15 protein-coding genes are annotated in these 15,048 nt (G+C 59.7%); 10 read left to right on the top strand and 5 right to left on the bottom strand.

All coding sequences use genetic code 11. From position 1 onward, the window contains the following. Nucleotides 1-105: 105 nt before the first annotated feature. From iolG to iolB, 8 genes are read left to right on the top strand one after another with little or no spacing between them, the layout of a single operon-like run. Nucleotides 106-1,092, top strand: coding sequence for an inositol 2-dehydrogenase (gene iolG / locus L462_RS11080; protein WP_032678679.1), 987 nt, complete (start codon nt 106-108; stop codon nt 1,090-1,092). A gap of 31 nt (nt 1,093-1,123) precedes the next feature. Next, nucleotides 1,124-2,053 carry a sugar ABC transporter substrate-binding protein gene (locus L462_RS11085; protein ID WP_020883045.1) on the top strand — a complete coding sequence of 310 codons (930 nt, stop codon included), beginning with the start codon at nt 1,124-1,126 and terminating at the stop codon, nt 2,051-2,053. 54 nt (nt 2,054-2,107) lie between these two features. Further along, nucleotides 2,108-3,655: a sugar ABC transporter ATP-binding protein gene (locus L462_RS11090; protein WP_032678678.1), complete on the top strand. Its 1,548-nt coding sequence runs from the start codon at nt 2,108-2,110 to the stop codon at nt 3,653-3,655. A gap of 11 nt (nt 3,656-3,666) precedes the next feature. Further along, nucleotides 3,667-4,695, top strand: coding sequence for an ABC transporter permease (locus L462_RS11095; protein WP_014171147.1), 1,029 nt, complete (start codon nt 3,667-3,669; stop codon nt 4,693-4,695). An 8-nt stretch (nt 4,696-4,703) separates the two neighbouring features. Further along, nucleotides 4,704-5,837, top strand: coding sequence for a Gfo/Idh/MocA family protein (locus tag L462_RS11100; protein WP_032678677.1), 1,134 nt, complete (start codon nt 4,704-4,706; stop codon nt 5,835-5,837). Between the two features lie 12 nt (nt 5,838-5,849). Beyond that, entirely contained in the window at nt 5,850-7,754 is a 1,905-nt protein-coding gene (gene iolC / locus L462_RS11105) for a bifunctional 5-dehydro-2-deoxygluconokinase/5-dehydro-2-deoxyphosphogluconate aldolase (protein ID WP_032678676.1), read from the top strand. Nucleotides 7,755-7,768: 14 nt separating this feature from the next. Next, nucleotides 7,769-8,659, top strand: coding sequence for a myo-inosose-2 dehydratase (iolE, locus tag L462_RS11110; RefSeq protein ID WP_032678674.1), 891 nt, complete (start codon nt 7,769-7,771; stop codon nt 8,657-8,659). A 9-nt stretch (nt 8,660-8,668) separates the two neighbouring features. Next, the gene (gene iolB, locus L462_RS11115; protein WP_032678673.1) at nt 8,669-9,481 is read left to right on the top strand and encodes a 5-deoxy-glucuronate isomerase; all 813 of its coding nucleotides are present in this window, start codon (nt 8,669-8,671) and stop codon (nt 9,479-9,481) included. Between the two features lie 41 nt (nt 9,482-9,522). Here iolB and L462_RS11120 read toward each other — a convergent pair whose 3' ends face one another. Continuing rightward, entirely contained in the window at nt 9,523-10,740 is a 1,218-nt protein-coding gene (locus L462_RS11120; RefSeq protein ID WP_032678671.1) for an MFS transporter, read from the bottom strand. 113 nt (nt 10,741-10,853) lie between these two features. Between L462_RS11120 and L462_RS11125 the strand changes: the two genes are divergently transcribed. Continuing rightward, nucleotides 10,854-11,300 carry a winged helix-turn-helix transcriptional regulator gene (locus tag L462_RS11125; protein ID WP_014171141.1) on the top strand — a complete coding sequence of 149 codons (447 nt, stop codon included), beginning with the start codon at nt 10,854-10,856 and terminating at the stop codon, nt 11,298-11,300. A 45-nt stretch (nt 11,301-11,345) separates the two neighbouring features. On the opposite strand, the gene L462_RS11130 is transcribed toward L462_RS11125, so the two are convergent. The 3 genes from L462_RS11130 to L462_RS11140 form a co-directional block, all read right to left on the bottom strand. Further along, nucleotides 11,346-12,089, bottom strand: coding sequence for an alpha/beta fold hydrolase (locus tag L462_RS11130; protein WP_032678670.1), 744 nt, complete (start codon nt 12,087-12,089; stop codon nt 11,346-11,348). An 11-nt stretch (nt 12,090-12,100) separates the two neighbouring features. Then, on the bottom strand, nt 12,101-12,568 hold the full coding sequence (locus L462_RS11135) for a DUF6130 family protein (protein ID WP_020883054.1): 468 nt from the start codon (nt 12,566-12,568) through the stop codon (nt 12,101-12,103). Nucleotides 12,569-12,679: 111 nt separating this feature from the next. After that, nucleotides 12,680-13,873, bottom strand: coding sequence for an MFS transporter (locus L462_RS11140; RefSeq protein ID WP_032678669.1), 1,194 nt, complete (start codon nt 13,871-13,873; stop codon nt 12,680-12,682). A gap of 97 nt (nt 13,874-13,970) precedes the next feature. Between L462_RS11140 and L462_RS11145 the strand changes: the two genes are divergently transcribed. Continuing rightward, complete coding sequence (locus tag L462_RS11145) at nt 13,971-14,861, top strand: LysR family transcriptional regulator (RefSeq protein WP_032678668.1); 891 nt, start codon at nt 13,971-13,973, stop codon at nt 14,859-14,861. Here L462_RS11145 and L462_RS11150 read toward each other — a convergent pair. Then, nucleotides 14,858-15,028 carry a YfgG family protein gene (locus tag L462_RS11150; RefSeq protein WP_020883056.1) on the bottom strand — a complete coding sequence of 57 codons (171 nt, stop codon included), beginning with the start codon at nt 15,026-15,028 and terminating at the stop codon, nt 14,858-14,860. The two genes, L462_RS11145 and L462_RS11150, sit on opposite strands and share 4 nt — an antisense overlap. Between the last annotated feature and the right edge of the window lie 20 nt (nt 15,029-15,048).

Below are 15,048 nucleotides of genomic sequence, written 5' to 3'. Positions count from 1 at the left end.
GTTAACCCGCACTCAAAAATATAATTTCACTATTTATAAAAATGAAATAAATGTTTTATTTAAGGGGCCGTTAGTTCACAGCATTCACCAACACCGGGAGCCGTTATGTTTAACATTGCTTTACTGGGCGCTGGCCGAATTGGCCAGGTACATGCAGCTAACATCGCCAGCCACAGTGAGACCACGCTCTGGTCTGTGGTCGACCCGAATCAGGAATTTGCCACCCGCCTCGCCACGCAATATCAGGCTCGTCTGCAGAGTCTGGAGGACGCGATGAGCGACCCAAACGTTCATGCCGTGCTGATCGCGTCTGCGACGGATACCCACGCGGATCTGATTGAGATGGCCGCCCGCCACGGCAAAGCGATCTTCTGTGAAAAGCCGGTACACCTGGATCTTGCCCGCGTGCGCGACTGCCTGAAAGTGGTTAACGAGTACAACGTACCGCTGTTTATCGGTTTTAACCGCCGCTTTGACCCGCAGTTTCGCCGGGTCAAAACCGAGGTACAGGCCGGGCGGATCGGTAAGCCCGAATCGCTGCTGATTATCTCCCGCGACCCGTCCCCGCCACCGGCGCAATATGTGCGCGTTTCCGGCGGTATGTTCCGCGACATGACCATTCACGATTTTGATATGGCGCGCTTCATCATGGGCGAAGAGCCGGTGTCGGTATATGCCCAGGGCAGCAATCTGGTGGATCCGGCGATTGGCGAGGCGGGGGATATCGATACCGCGTTTATCGTACTGAAGTATGCCTCCGGCGCGATGGCGACCATCGTCAACAGCCGCCGCTCTTCTTACGGCTACGACCAGCGTCTGGAGCTGCACGGCTCAGAGGGCCTGCTGTGCGCGGGCAATATTCTTGAAAATCAGGTGCAGCACTACGGCAAACAGGGCTGCACCGGCGCGCTGCCGGAACACTTCTTCCTGCAGCGCTACAAATCCGCTTACGCCGCGGAATTGGAACACTTTGTTGCGGTGCTGCGCGGCGAAGCGACGCCTGACTGTAGCGGCGATGATGGTGAACGTGCGCTGTACCTGGCGGATAAAGCGCTGGAATCCCTGCGTAGCCAGCGTGAGATCGTCCTCTAAACACAACCACCCTACACAGAGAGACATAATAATGAAAAAACTGATCTTAGCCGCCCTCATCGCCATGACCGCCGGGGCAGCAATGGCCGAAAACGAGCAAATAGTTTTCAGTACACCAAACCTGGCGATGCCGTTTGAAGTTCACATGCAGCGTACCGCGGTAAAAGCCGCAAAAGAGATGGGCGTAAAGCTTCAGGTACTGGACGGGCAGGGCAGCTCGCCGAAACAGGTCGCTGACCTGGAAAACGCCATCACCCGTGGTGCGCAGGGGTTCATCGTCTCCCCGAATGACGTCAATGCCGTCTCCAGCGCGGTGGATGAAATTCAGGATGCGAATCTGCCCGTTGTGACGCTTGACCGCTCCGTCGACAGCCAGAAGAAGGTGCCGCATTTTGGTGCCAACAACTACAAAGGCGGTCAGGCGATTGGCGACTTCGTTAAAAGCAAATTCCCCAACGGGGCAGACATTATTCTGCTCACCGGCCAGCCAGGTTCCTCCTCCAACATTGAACGTACCAAAGGGATCCGCGACAGCCTGAAGGCGGGCGGGGACAAGTACAAGATCGTTGCCGATCAGACCGGCAACTGGATGCGTTCTGAAGGGATGCGCATTGTGGAAAGCGTTCTGCCGTCACTGCCGAAACGCCCACAGGTGATCCTCTCCGCCAATGACGACATGGCACTGGGCGCAATTGAAGCGCTGCAGGGCCAGGGCGTGAAGCCTGGCGAAATTCTGGTGACCGGCTTTGACGCGGTACCTGAGGCGCTGGCGCGCGTGCGCGACGGCTGGCTGGCGGTCACGGCGGATCAGCGCCCGGGCTTCGCGGTACAAACGGCGATGAGCCAGCTGGTGGCCAACGTGCGTGAGAAGAAAGCCATCACCGGCGCGGACTACCCGCCAACGCTTATCACCAAAGAAAATCTGCAGCAGGCTGAGCGCATCAGTGAGGCCGGTAACTGATTTATCCGGAGCCGCCGCGCAGGTGGCGGCTCACTATTAAGGAGGAGCAGACCGATGTCGCAACCCTTACTGAAAGTGACCGACCTGGCAAAAAGCTTTTCTGGCGTCTGGGCGCTGAGCAGCGCACAGCTCACCGTCGGTGCCGGGGAGATCCACGCGCTGCTGGGTGAGAACGGAGCGGGGAAATCCACGCTGCTGAAAGCCCTGGCGGGCGCACAGCCGCAAACGCGCGGGGATATCTGGTTCAACGGCGACACGCTGCCGGTGGACGATTCACCGGTTGAGCGGCAGAACAAGGGCATTATCACTATCTATCAGGAATTTAACCTGCTGCCCAATATGACCGTCGCGGAAAACATGTTTCTCGGGCGTGAGCCGCGTAAACGTAACCTGATTGTCGACGAAAAAGCGGTGAACCAGGAGGCGCAGGTGATCCTCGATTATCTGCAACTGAACGTTGCGCCAACCACCCCTGTCGCCCGTCTGAGCGTAGCCCAGCAGCAGATGGTCGAGATTGCCCGGGCGCTGACGCTTAACGCCAGGCTGATCATCATGGATGAACCCTCCGCGGCGCTGAGCGACAGCGAGGTGGAAAGCCTGCACCGCGTGGTGCGCGAGCTGAAAAACCGGGGGGTGAGCATTATTTACGTTACCCACCGACTGCACGAAGTTTTCCAGCTTTGCGATCGCTTTACGGTTTTCCAGGACGGCCGTTTCACCGGCAGTGGTGCCGTGGCGCAAACCAATGTCGAGCAGCTGATCCGTCTGATGGTGGGGCGTGACGTGGCCTTTAATCGTCGTCCCGCCAGCGAAACCCATCATGAAAACAAGCCGGTCCGTCTGGCAGTAAAAGGGCTGAGCCGCGAAAAACCGCCGCTGGATCCGCACGGCATTGCCCTGCATGACATCAGCTTCCATGTCCACGCCGGAGAAGTACTGGGCATTGCCGGCCTGGTGGGGGCAGGGCGTACCGAAGTGGCGCGCTGCCTGTTCGGGGCGGATGCCTTTACCTCGGGCAGCTTTGAACTGGACGGCGTCCCGTATCAACCGCGCGACCCGATGTACGCCCTCGATCAGGGCATCGCGCTGGTCCCGGAAGATCGCAAGAAAGAGGGGGCGGTGCTGGGGTTATCGATTCGCGACAACCTGTCGCTCTCCAGTCTCTCTTCTCTGATGCAGTGGCGCTGGTTTGTGAATACCCGCAAAGAGGACGATCTGATTGAGTCCTACCGCAAGGCGCTGCAGATCAAAATGGTCAACAGCGCGCAGGAGGTGCGCAAGCTCTCCGGCGGTAACCAGCAGAAAGTTATCCTGGCGCGCTGCATGGCGCTGAACCCTCGGGTGCTGATTGTCGATGAGCCGACGCGCGGTATCGACGTGGGCACCAAGTCGGAAGTGCACCAGGTGCTGTTTGATATGGCCAAACAGGGCGTGGCGGTGATCGTGATCTCCTCCGATCTGCCTGAAGTGATGGCGGTATCCGATCGGATCATCACGCTCAGTGAAGGCCGGGTGACCGGTGAGATCCACGGCGACGACGCTAACGAAGAGCGGCTGATGACGATGATGGCCATCAACCACAACGCCCTCAACGCGGCATAACGGAGTTTTCCATGACGCAGATGATTTCTAAAACGCAGGTTCCGGTGAAACGCAGCGGACGCCTCGATCCCATCGCCTTCTTCGAGCGCTTCGGGGTACTGATTTTCATGATCCTGCTGCTGATTTTCTTTCAGTCGCAGAATAGCAATTTTTTCTCTGAACGCAATATTTTCAACATCCTGACCGAGGTGTCCATCTACGGGATCATGGCCGTGGGGATGACCTTCGTCATTCTGACTGCCGGTATCGATCTTTCTGTCGGCTCCATCCTGGCGGTCTGCGCCATGACCGCCGCATACGTGATTAAGGGCGACAACTTCACCACCGTTGATCCGAACGCCTGGGGCGGCATGAGCTGGCTGATTGGGCTGGGGATTTGTCTGGCGATGGGCACGGCGATTGGCTTTCTGCACGGCCTGGGCGTAACCCGCCTGCGCCTGCCGCCGTTTATCGTCACCCTCGGCGGGATGACCATCTGGCGTGGTCTGACGCTGGTGATTAACGACGGCGCGCCCATTGCAGGTTTCGACCCGGGTTACCGCTGGTGGGGACGCGGGGAGCTGCTTGGCATCTCCATTCCAATCTGGATTTTCGCCATCGTGGCGCTTGGCGGGTATCTGGCGCTGCATAAAACCCGCTGGGGACGCTTCGTCTATGCCATCGGCGGTAACCCGGAGGCAGCACGCCTGGCGGGGGTCAACGTGAAGCGCGTGCTGGTGAGTGTCTATGTGCTGATTGGCTGTCTGGCGGGACTGGCGGGCTTCATTCTCAGCGCTCGTCTTGGCAGTGCGGAAGCGGTCGCCGGGATCTCCTTTGAACTGCGCGTTATCGCCTCGGTGGTCATCGGCGGCACTTCGCTGATGGGCGGCTATGGACGCATCGGCGGCACCATCATTGGTTCCATCATTATGGGGATCCTGATTAACGGTCTGGTGCTGATGAACGTCTCGGCCTATTACCAGCAAATAATCACCGGATTAATTATCGTTCTGGCGGTGGCATTCGACACCTATGCCAAGAGCCGTCGCGGCGCATTGTGAGGATCAGGATGAAAGAGGTTCGTATTGGATTGATTGGCACCGGGTATATCGGCAAGACACATGCCATCGCCTATGCCCAGGCGCCGACGGTATTTACCCTGCGCGGCAAACTGGTGCGCGAGATGGTGGCGGAAGTGACGCCCGCGCTGGCGGCAGAGCGGGCGCAGGCCTTTGGCTTCAACCGCTCAACCGGCGACTGGCGGGCACTGGTGGCTGACCCGGCGATTGATGTCGTGGATATATGCTCCCCCAACCATCTGCATAAAGAGATGGCGCTGGAGGCCATTCGCCACGGTAAGCATGTCTACTCGGAAAAGCCGCTGGCGCTGAATGCCCATGACGCACGTGAAATGGTGGACGCCGCGAAGCGGGCAGGGGTGAAAACGCTGGTGGGTTTTAACTACATGAAAAACCCGACGGCACAGCTGGCGAAAGAGATCATCGCCCGCGGCGAGATTGGCGAGGTGATCCACTTCTACGGTACCCACAACGAAGATTATATGGCCGACCCGCTTTCTCCCATTCACTGGCACTGTTTTAAAGAGACCGCCGGGCTGGGTGCACTGGGGGACCTGGCGGCGCATATCGTCAACATGGCGCAGTATCTGGTCGGGGACATTCAGCAGGTCTGCGGTGATTTAAAAATTGTTGTGCCTGAGCGCCCGGCGCAGGCCGGTTCGTCGCAAAACGTTGCGGTTGAAAACGAAGATCAGGCGCACGCGATGGTCCGTTTCGCCGGCGGAGCACAAGGGGTGATTGAAACGTCCCGCGTCGCCTGCGGGCGCAAGATGGGACTGTCGTATGTGATAACCGGCACCAAAGGGGCCATCAGTTTTACCCAGGAGCGGATGGCGGAACTGAAGCTCTATCTGCATGACGACCCGGTAAACCGCCAGGGATTCCGCACGCTGCTTGTGGGTCCATCACATCCGGACTATGGCGCGTTTTGCATGGGAGCGGGCCATGGTATCGGCTTTAACGATCAAAAAACGGTGGAAGTACGCGACCTGGTCGACGGTATTGCCGCTGATGTGCCGATGTGGCCGGACTTTGAAGAGGGCTGGAAGGTTTCGCGGGTGCTGGACGCCATCGCACTCTCACACCAGGAAGGCCGCTGGCTGAACGTGAACGACATTGTCTGATGAGGTATCAACGTGGAAAAGCAGTTTGATGTGATATGCATGGGCCGCGTGGCGGTAGACCTCTACAGTCAGCAAATTGGTGCCCGTCTTGAGGATGTGTCGAGCTTCGCGAAATATCTCGGCGGCTCGTCCGGCAACGTGGCCTACGGGACGGCGCGTCAGGGGCTGCGCTCATCGATGCTGGCACGCGTCGGTGATGAACATATGGGACGCTTCCTGCGAGAAGAATTACACCAGGTGGGCTGCGATACCAGCCATCTGATCACCGACAAAGAACGCCTGACGGCGCTGGTGCTCCTCGGCATTAAAGACCGGGACACCTTTCCACTGATTTTTTATCGCGATAACTGCGCGGATATGGCCATCACGGCCAGCGATGTGGATGAACGCTACATTGCCTCCGCACGGTGCCTTGCCATCACCGGGACCCATCTCTCGCACCCTCAGACCCGTGACGCGGTGCTGACGGCGCTTAACTATGCCCGCCGTCACGGTGTTCGCACGGTGCTGGATATCGACTACCGGCCGGTACTGTGGGGGCTGACCTCATTAGGGGACGGGGAGACGCGCTTTATTGCCGCGGAAAACGTGACCCGTGAACTGCAGGAGGTGCTGCACCTTTTCGACGTCATTGTCGGCACCGAAGAAGAGTTCCACATTGCAGGTGGCAGTACCGATACCCTGCAGGCGTTGGGTCGCGTGCGCGCCGTGAGTAACGCCACGCTGGTTTGCAAGCGTGGAGCGCTTGGCTGTTCGGTGTATACCGACGCTATACCGCCCCGGCTGGATGAGGGGCTGACGGTGACCGGCGTGCGCGTTGAGGTGCTGAACGTGCTCGGTGCGGGCGACGCGTTTATGTCCGGCCTGCTGCGCGGCTACCTTAACGACGAAGGCTGGGAGCAGGCCTGCCGCTATGCCAACGCGTGTGGTGCGCTGGTGGTGTCCCGCCACGGCTGTGCCCCGGCGATGCCGAGTAAGGCTGAGCTGGACGACTACCTGTCGCGTGCGGCGTCGGTGCCGCGTCCCGATCTTGACGCGCGCCTGAACCATCTGCACCGCGTCACCACCCGCCGCCGTGAGTGGCCGGAGCTGTGCGTGATGGCCTTCGATCATCGCAGCCAGCTGGAAGATATGGCGTTGCAGTGCGGGGCATCCCTGAAGCGCATCCCGGCGCTGAAGCAGCTTATTCTGCAGGCCAGCCGTGAGGCGGCCAGCAGCGCAGGGCTTGAGGGCAAAGCCGGTCTGCTGTGTGACGGTACTTTTGGTCAGGATGCCCTGAACGCGATTACCGGTGAAGGGTGGTGGATAGGCCGCCCTATTGAGCTGCCGGGCTCCCGGCCGCTGGAGATGGAGCACGGTAACATCGGCACGCAGCTCATCAGCTGGCCGCAGGAGCATGTGGTGAAATGCCTGGTCTTTTTCCATCCGGAAGATGCGCACGGCCTGCGTCTGGAGCAGGAGCAGAAAATCGCAGAGGTCTACCACGCCTGCTGCCAGTCCGGTCATGAACTGCTGCTGGAGGTGATCCTGCCAGCCAGCATGCCGCGCAGCGATGATCTTTACCTGCGCGCCATCTCGCGTTTTTACAACCTGGGGATCTCTCCCGACTGGTGGAAACTGCCGCCGCTCTCTGCCGATGGCTGGACGGCGCTGAGCGAGATTATTGAACGTCGGGATCCACACTGCCGTGGCGTGGTGATCCTCGGGCTGGACGCCCCGGCTGAGCAGCTTCGTGCTGATTTTAAAGCCGCCTCGGGACACGCGCTGGTGAAGGGCTTTGCCGTAGGACGCACGCTGTTTGGCGATGCGTCCCGTGCATGGCTGAAACACGATATTGACGATGCGCAGCTGGTGGCACGCATCCGGGACAACTACCTGCAGCTTATCGCCTGGTGGCGCGAGCGCGGACACGCATAATTCAGGAGACGACAATGAGTGTGCAATTAGGCATTAACCCGCTGACATGGACGAACGACGATCTGCCTTCACTCGGCGCGGAGACGCCGCTGGATACCTGTCTGAGCGAAGGGAAAGAGGCCGGTTTTGCCGGTTTCGAACTGGGCAATAAATTCCCGCGTGAGGCGCGCCTGCTTGGCCCCATTTTGCAGCGCCACGATCTGCAGCTGGTCTCCGGCTGGTATTCAGGGCGTCTGCTGGAGCGTAGCGTGGAGGAGGAGATTGCCGCCGTGCAGTCCCACCTGACGCTGCTGCGCGAACTGGGGGCAAAGGTGCTGGTATTCGCCGAAGTGAGCGGCTGTATTCACGGCGAGCAACAGACGCCGGTTCATCTTCGCCCGCGCTTCCCGCACGCGCGCTGGAAAGAGTACGGCGAGAAGCTGACCGCTTTTGCCCGCTACACGCAGCAGCAGGGGGTGCAGATTGCCTACCATCACCATATGGGAACGGTCATTGAGTCCGCTGAAGATGTCGATAACCTGATGACCCATACCGGTGAAGAGGTGGGCCTGCTGCTGGACACGGGCCATCTGACCTTTGCCGGGGCTGATCCGCTGGCGGTGGCCCAGCGCTGGGCATCGCGCATTAACCATGTTCACTGCAAAGACGTGCGCGCCGACGTGCTGGCGGACGTCAAAAACCGCAAAACCAGTTTCCTTGATGCGGTGCTGAGTGGGGTCTTCACTGTACCGGGTGACGGCTGCGTGGACTATCCGCCCATCATGCGGCTGCTGAAGGCGCAGGATTATCACGGCTGGCTGGTGGTGGAGGCGGAGCAGGATCCTGCTATCGCTCACCCGCTGACCTACGCCCGTCTGGGGTATAACAACCTGAGCCGTCTGGCGCGTAACGCCGGGCTTATCTGAGGAGGTGACATGTCACGTCTGTTATCACGCTGGCAACCGCCGAGTGCGGAGGGCCGTACCCAGTCCGTCACGCCGGAACGCGCGGGCTGGGGATACGTTGGCTTTGAAGCGTATGAACTGCAGGAAGGGCAGACGCTGACGCTGCCCGCCGTCAGCGAAGAGCGCTGTCTGGTGCTGGTGGCCGGACGGGCCTCTGTCAGCACACCTACCGCGCAGTTTACTGACATCGGCGAGCGGATGAGCCCGTTTGAGCGCATAAAGCCCTGGGCGGTCTACGTCACGCCGCAGGAGACGGTGCAGATTAAGGCGCTGACGACGCTGGAGCTGGCGGTCTGTGCCGCACCCGGCAAAGGATCCTTCCCGACACGGCTTATCGCTCCGCAGGATATCGACGCGCAGGCGCGCGGCAAAGGCCATAACCAGCGCTACGTGCACAACATTCTGCCGGAAGATCAACCCGCCGACAGCCTGCTGGTGGTTGAGGTCTGGACCAACGAAGGCTGCACCAGTTCATACCCGAGCCATAAGCACGATACGGATAATCCACCGCAGGAAACCTACCTGGAGGAGACCTACTATCATCGCCTCAATCCCGGGCAGGGGTTCTGCATGCAGCGGGTCTATACCGACGACAGGTCGCTGGATGAGTGTATGGCCGTTTATAACCGCGACGTGGTGATGGTGCCGAAGGGGTACCATCCGGTGGCGACGCTGGCTGGCTATGACAGCTACTATCTCAACGTGATGGCCGGTCCGGTGCGAAAATGGATGTTCACCTGGGAAGACGATCACGCGTGGATCAACCGCGACTATCCACGTTGACGTTGCAGAAGCCCGCACCCCGCGGGCTTTTTTTATCAACATTATCCTGTCTTGCGCGTTACCCACCAGAACACCAGCGCCACCAGGCTCACCGCTGCGCCAGTCAGGCAGACGCCCTGCCAGCCCGCGATGGCATACGTCATCGTGGTGCTCAGCGCGCCCAGACCGCTGCCGACGGCATAAAACAGCATGTAAAGCCCGACCAGCCGGCTATGCGCCTCGGGGCGGGCGCGAAAGATCAGGCTCTGGTTGGTGACATGCAGCGCCTGCCCGCCCAAATCGAGCAGCATGATGCCAATGAGCAAAATGCCGAGCGAACGATCCATCAGTGAAATCGGCCACCACGCCAGGAGTAATATGACCAGTGCAGCCGCGCTGGTGCGCCGGGCATATCCTCGATCGGCCCACTCGCCGGCCCGGGTTGCCGCTAACGCGCCTGCCATTCCGGCCAGGCCAAAAGCACCAATGGCGGTATGCGATAAGTTATAGGGTGGGGCACTTAACGGCAGCACCAGAGCGCTCCAGAAAATATTGAACGCAGCGAACATCAGTAAAGCCAGTACGCCGCGCACCTGCAGGACTTTTTCTTCCCGCAGCAGGGTCAGCATTGAGTGAATCAGGCGCGGGTAACTCATCGTTTCAGGCACCGCAGGCAAGCGGGGCAGCCTCCACCACAGCGGAAACGCAATAATGACCATCAGCCCGGCGGCAGAGAGATACACGCCACGCCAGCCCGCGATATCACTGATGCCTCCGGAGACGACGCGGGCCACTAACAGGCCCATAAATACCCCGCCTTGTGCCGCACCAATAACGCGGCCTTGCTCATGCGGCGACGCGGCGTTGGCGGCATAGGCGATAAGCCCTTGCGTCATGGCCGTTCCTGCCATGCCGGTGGCGAGCATACCCGCCAGCAGCATCGTTGACGTCTGCGCCATGCCGACCGTGACCAGTGCGGCGACCAGTACGACAAGCTGTAGCGCCATCAGACGCCGGCGATCCACTTTATCCCCCAGAGGAACCACGAACAGCAGAGCCAGAGCACAGCCAATCTGCGTGGCGGTGACCACGCCGCCAATGGCACCATGGCTGATGCTAAAGTCTCTGGACAACGCGTCAAGCAACGGCTGTGCGTAATAGACGTTGGCCACGCTTAAGCCGCTGGCGAGGGCGAACAGCCACACCAGGCTACGCGGCATGTCGCCTGAGCGGACGTGCCCGGTTTTTCGATCTGACGGTAGTGGTGACGCGTGTGACATGTTCAAATCCTCGCCCTGGGTAAGGTGGTTTTAAAAAGAAACCAGTTGAAGGCTAGGCTATGCAGTTTTAAAATGCAACCAGTTATTGTTGACTGACCTGCCGGGGTAACGCTGTGCCGTCTCGTAAACCGATTGAACAGGAATTTTGTCCCGTTGCCCGCAGCGTCGATCTGATTGGCGATCGCTGGTCGCTTCTGATTGTGCGTAATGCTTTTGACGGCATGCGCCGTTTCGGGGATTTTCAGCGGGATCTCGGGGTTGCGCGCAACATTCTGGCTGACCGGCTGCGCAAGCTGGTCGACGCGGGCATTCTCGCGATGCAGGGGGCGTCGGACGGTACGTCGTATCAGGAATATGTCCTGACGGACAAAGGCGAAAGCCTGTTTCCCATCGTCGTTGCGCTTCGCCAGTGGGGAGAGCAGCATCTGTTTGAACGCGGGGAGCGCCACTCGCTGTTGATCGACAGGCGTACCGGCAAGCCGGTTCCCCTGATGGCGCCAGCAGCGCAGGATGGAACGGCGCTGAAGGCGCAAGATACTGACGTGCAGAAAGTGAAGTAACCCGACGCTCTGCAAGCCCGCGATACGCGGGCTGTTGTGTCATTCTTAATGGTTTGTGATTGCCTGCTCAATCGTGCGGGCAATATCATCCGGCTGACTCACCATCGACACGTGGCTTGCTGCCACTTCCGTGGTTTTCGCGTGGATCGTTTTCGCCATCGCACGTTCAAGCTCCGGGTTAATCATCCGGTCATTTTTGCTGACCACAAACCAGCTTGGCTTTTCATGCCAGGCCGCATGGCTCACTTTTTCCGCAAACGCGTCGGCCTTGATCGGCCCCTGAGTGGCTGCAATGGTCTGCTGTTCAACGGCGCCTGCATCCGGTGCGAAGTCTTTCATCACGGCTTCTGGCGGGAGAAACAAATACCCGTCTGCCGTTTTTGCGATATCCGCACTCCCCGCTGGCGGTGGGTAACTTCCCGCCAGGTCCGCCGTCGACTGGCCGGAATCAGGCGCAAAGGCCGCTACGTACACCAGGGATTTTACCCGTGCATCGTTGCCCGCTTCGCTGATCACCGTTCCGCCCCAGGAATGACCTACCAGCACCACATCGCCATGCGCCCGTGCAATGGCGCGCCGGGTGGCGGCAACGTCATCTTTAAGCGACGTGAGCGGCAGCTGGACGGCAATCACCTCGGTATGCTGTTTTTGCAGCCGGGTAATGACCTTGTTCCAGCTGCTGCCATCGGCAAACGCGCCATGGACCAGCACCACGCTGGTTTTGCTCTCAGCAAAGGCGCTGGCTGAAAGCGCCAGCAGACCCGCCGTCAGTACAGAACGTGCTTTCATTGTCTGGCTCCTTAAAAATGATGGACCGTTGCGTGAGGCGGTACGGTGAATTCAATGGTTTTATGGTCGATGGGTTTATGCGTGGGGTCGGCCAGAATTATGGTCACTTTATGCTTCCCGGCGGGTAACCCAACCAGAATGATTGGCTCTCCGCTGGTATCGGCCCAGTGCCAGGGGGCGTCATCCACCACGACATGGATATGGCCGATACGTGGTGTGACCTTCAGCGCATCGGGCCCGAATACCGGCTCGATGCGCAGGTTTTCAGCCCGGTATTGAATAAAGACCGCCCCCTTGCTCAGCGGGCCGGCAAGCGGTGGATCGACAATCAGCTTAGCGGCCGGCTGTGGACGTTCCAGCGGGGCAACAGCGGCAGGGCCGTTGACGTCGGCAGCGCTGAGGTTATCCAGCGGTGCGGCCCAGGAGCAGGTTGCTGACGCCAGAACAAGTGCAGGGAGCAGTAAATAACGACGGATCATCTGAGTCTCTCCTCAATCGGTTTCAAATTCGGTTTCAAACAATGACAGACACAGAAAACCATTTTTATGTATCCGGGATGTTTGCGGGGAACGGCGTTTTGTACCGGCTTGTCAGCGTGGCGCTCCGGATACAGTGGGATACATTTCATCATTTCGCGCGGGGTTGGTACTGCGCACAATCGCTATCGCCAGCCCGGCAATCACCAGCGTCAGCGCGGTGGAAACCCACATTGCGCCGGCGATCCCCAGCGTTTTGTTTAGCCACGCATAGGCAAACGGCGATGCCGCGGCCAAAAGCTGTGCGGGAATGAGCAGCATGCCGGTGCGGCGGGCATAGCTTTCGGCGCTGAAAAGCGTCAGCGGCAGGGTGGCTTTTACTATCGTCATCAGCCCGTTGATGGCGCCGTAGCCCAGCACAAAACCGGCGGCACACCCGACAAACAGCGAGCTGCTTAACCCGATAACAAAGCAGAGCGGCATGGCGAGGGCGGTCAGGAGCGTCAGGTTGAGCGGGGTTAAGCGTGCACCCGCCAGCACCTCCGTGGCGCGTGCGCCCGTCTGGCCTACTCCCCACAGCATGCCGATGGCGACCGGCAGGCCAAAACTGGCAATAAACTCCGGCAGATGGGTGGACGTGCCGTTAGAGACAAAGGTCATGAGGGCAATAAACGTGGCATACCGCCAGCCGTTACGCCGTTCCTCGCGCACGGGCGGCGCGGTAACGTGCGGGGGGGCCGCCAGCTGCTGGTGGGGAAGCGTGCGAATCAGCACCGCACTCAGCAGGCCAAAGAGGGCGTAGATCTGCAATGCGTGTTGCCAGCTCATCACTTTCAGCAGTCCATCACCCAGCGGCCAAAAAACCGCTGAGGCCAGCCCGCCTGCAAGCGTGATGCGCGAGATCGTTCTGCGTGCCTGCTGGCCGTACAGGTTCACCAGCGCGGCGAACAGCGCATCATACAGCGACAGCCGCATTCCGATACCGGCAACCAGCCAGGCACCGTACCAGCCGAACAGCGTCTGCGTATATGCCATGCCCGCGCAGCTTGCAGCAATCAGTAACGTTCCGCTCATCACCACGTTCTGCCCGCCAGCGTACGCCAGCAGTCGGGCGACAAAAGGGGAGACCATCGCCATTACCAGCATCGCCAGCGTCAGGCCGAGGTAGAGCTGCGGTGATGACCACCCCCGGTCGGCCACAATGGCCTGGGCAAAGGTCCCGGGCATATAAAACGAGATCCCCCAGTTGATAAGCTGATGACAACCTGCCCGGAGGGCGAGGTGACGGGGAAGGACATGTGTTTTCATTGTTTTTCATTCCGTTATGCAGTTGTCCTGAGCATAGCGAGCGCGCTATTGTGCTGGCAGGTCAGTCACCTTATGCGCTGTATAAGAGAAACTTTGAATGACAACGCTCAACCTGGGCTATCTCGCGACGTTCCGTCTGGTTATCCAGCGCGGCAGTTTTTCCGCGGCGGCGGACCTGCTGGGCATTTCCCAGCCGGCCGTCAGCCTGCAAATCCGCCAGCTGGAGCAGTTTCTGCAAACCCGGCTGGTAGAGCGTACCGGGCGGGGCATCAAACCCACGGCTGCCGGGCAGGCGTTGCTGGTGCACGGGGAGCGTATTCAGCAGGCGGTGGATGAAGCCATTCGGTCCGTGAGTGAGTTCAGCCACGACGTGAGTGGCACCATTACGCTTGGCACGGGCGCAACGGCCTGCATTCATCTTCTGCCGCCGCTGTTGCAGCAGCTCGGGCGTGACTATCCGCTTCTCAGAGTGGGCGTGACGACCGGCAATACGCTCGACATCGTCCGGGCAATTGAAGAAAACCGACTTGATATGGGGCTGGTGACGCTACCGGTGAGCGGAAGAGCGCTCGACGTTACGCCGGTGATGGACGAAGAGTTTGTTTTTATCGCGTCGCTGGACCAGCAGGACGGTTTTCAGTCGTTGACGCCGGCTGCGTTGCACGCGCAGCCATTCATTGCTTTTGAATCAGGCAGCGGCACCCGGGCGCTGATCGACGGCTGGTTTGCGGCCGAGGGGCGAATCCTCACGCCGGTGATGCAACTGGGCAGCATCGAGGCGATCAAGCGGATGGTACGTGCGGGGCTTGGCTACAGTATCGTGCCGCGTATGGCCGTAGACCTGGCGGCTGACCGCGAAGGGCTATGCATGATGTCGCTCACGCCCGTGCTGCAGCGACAGCTGGCTGTGGTGATGCGCCAGGATAAAATCCTGAGCAAAGGAATAGCAGGGATAATTCGGATATTACAAAATCCTTCGACGCGTTAGCGATCGGCTGAATCAACGGTCAGGCTGGATTGCTGTGACTGGGCCTTGTCCTGATGGTGATACCAGGCGCCAATAGAGGAGTAAACGAAGCGGCCGAAGAAAAACAGGAAGCTGATAAGCAGTATGATGCGGGTCATCCGGGTGTTGAACTGATGTCGTTTTCGCATACGCGTGGCCTGACTCACTG

Source organism: Enterobacter sp. BIDMC 26, assembly GCF_000534435.1.
In the GTDB taxonomy this organism is placed as follows: domain Bacteria; phylum Pseudomonadota; class Gammaproteobacteria; order Enterobacterales; family Enterobacteriaceae; genus Enterobacter; species Enterobacter ludwigii.
The sequence above is the reverse complement of the archived record's forward strand: the minus strand, read 5'-3'. Positions and strand labels throughout refer to the sequence as shown.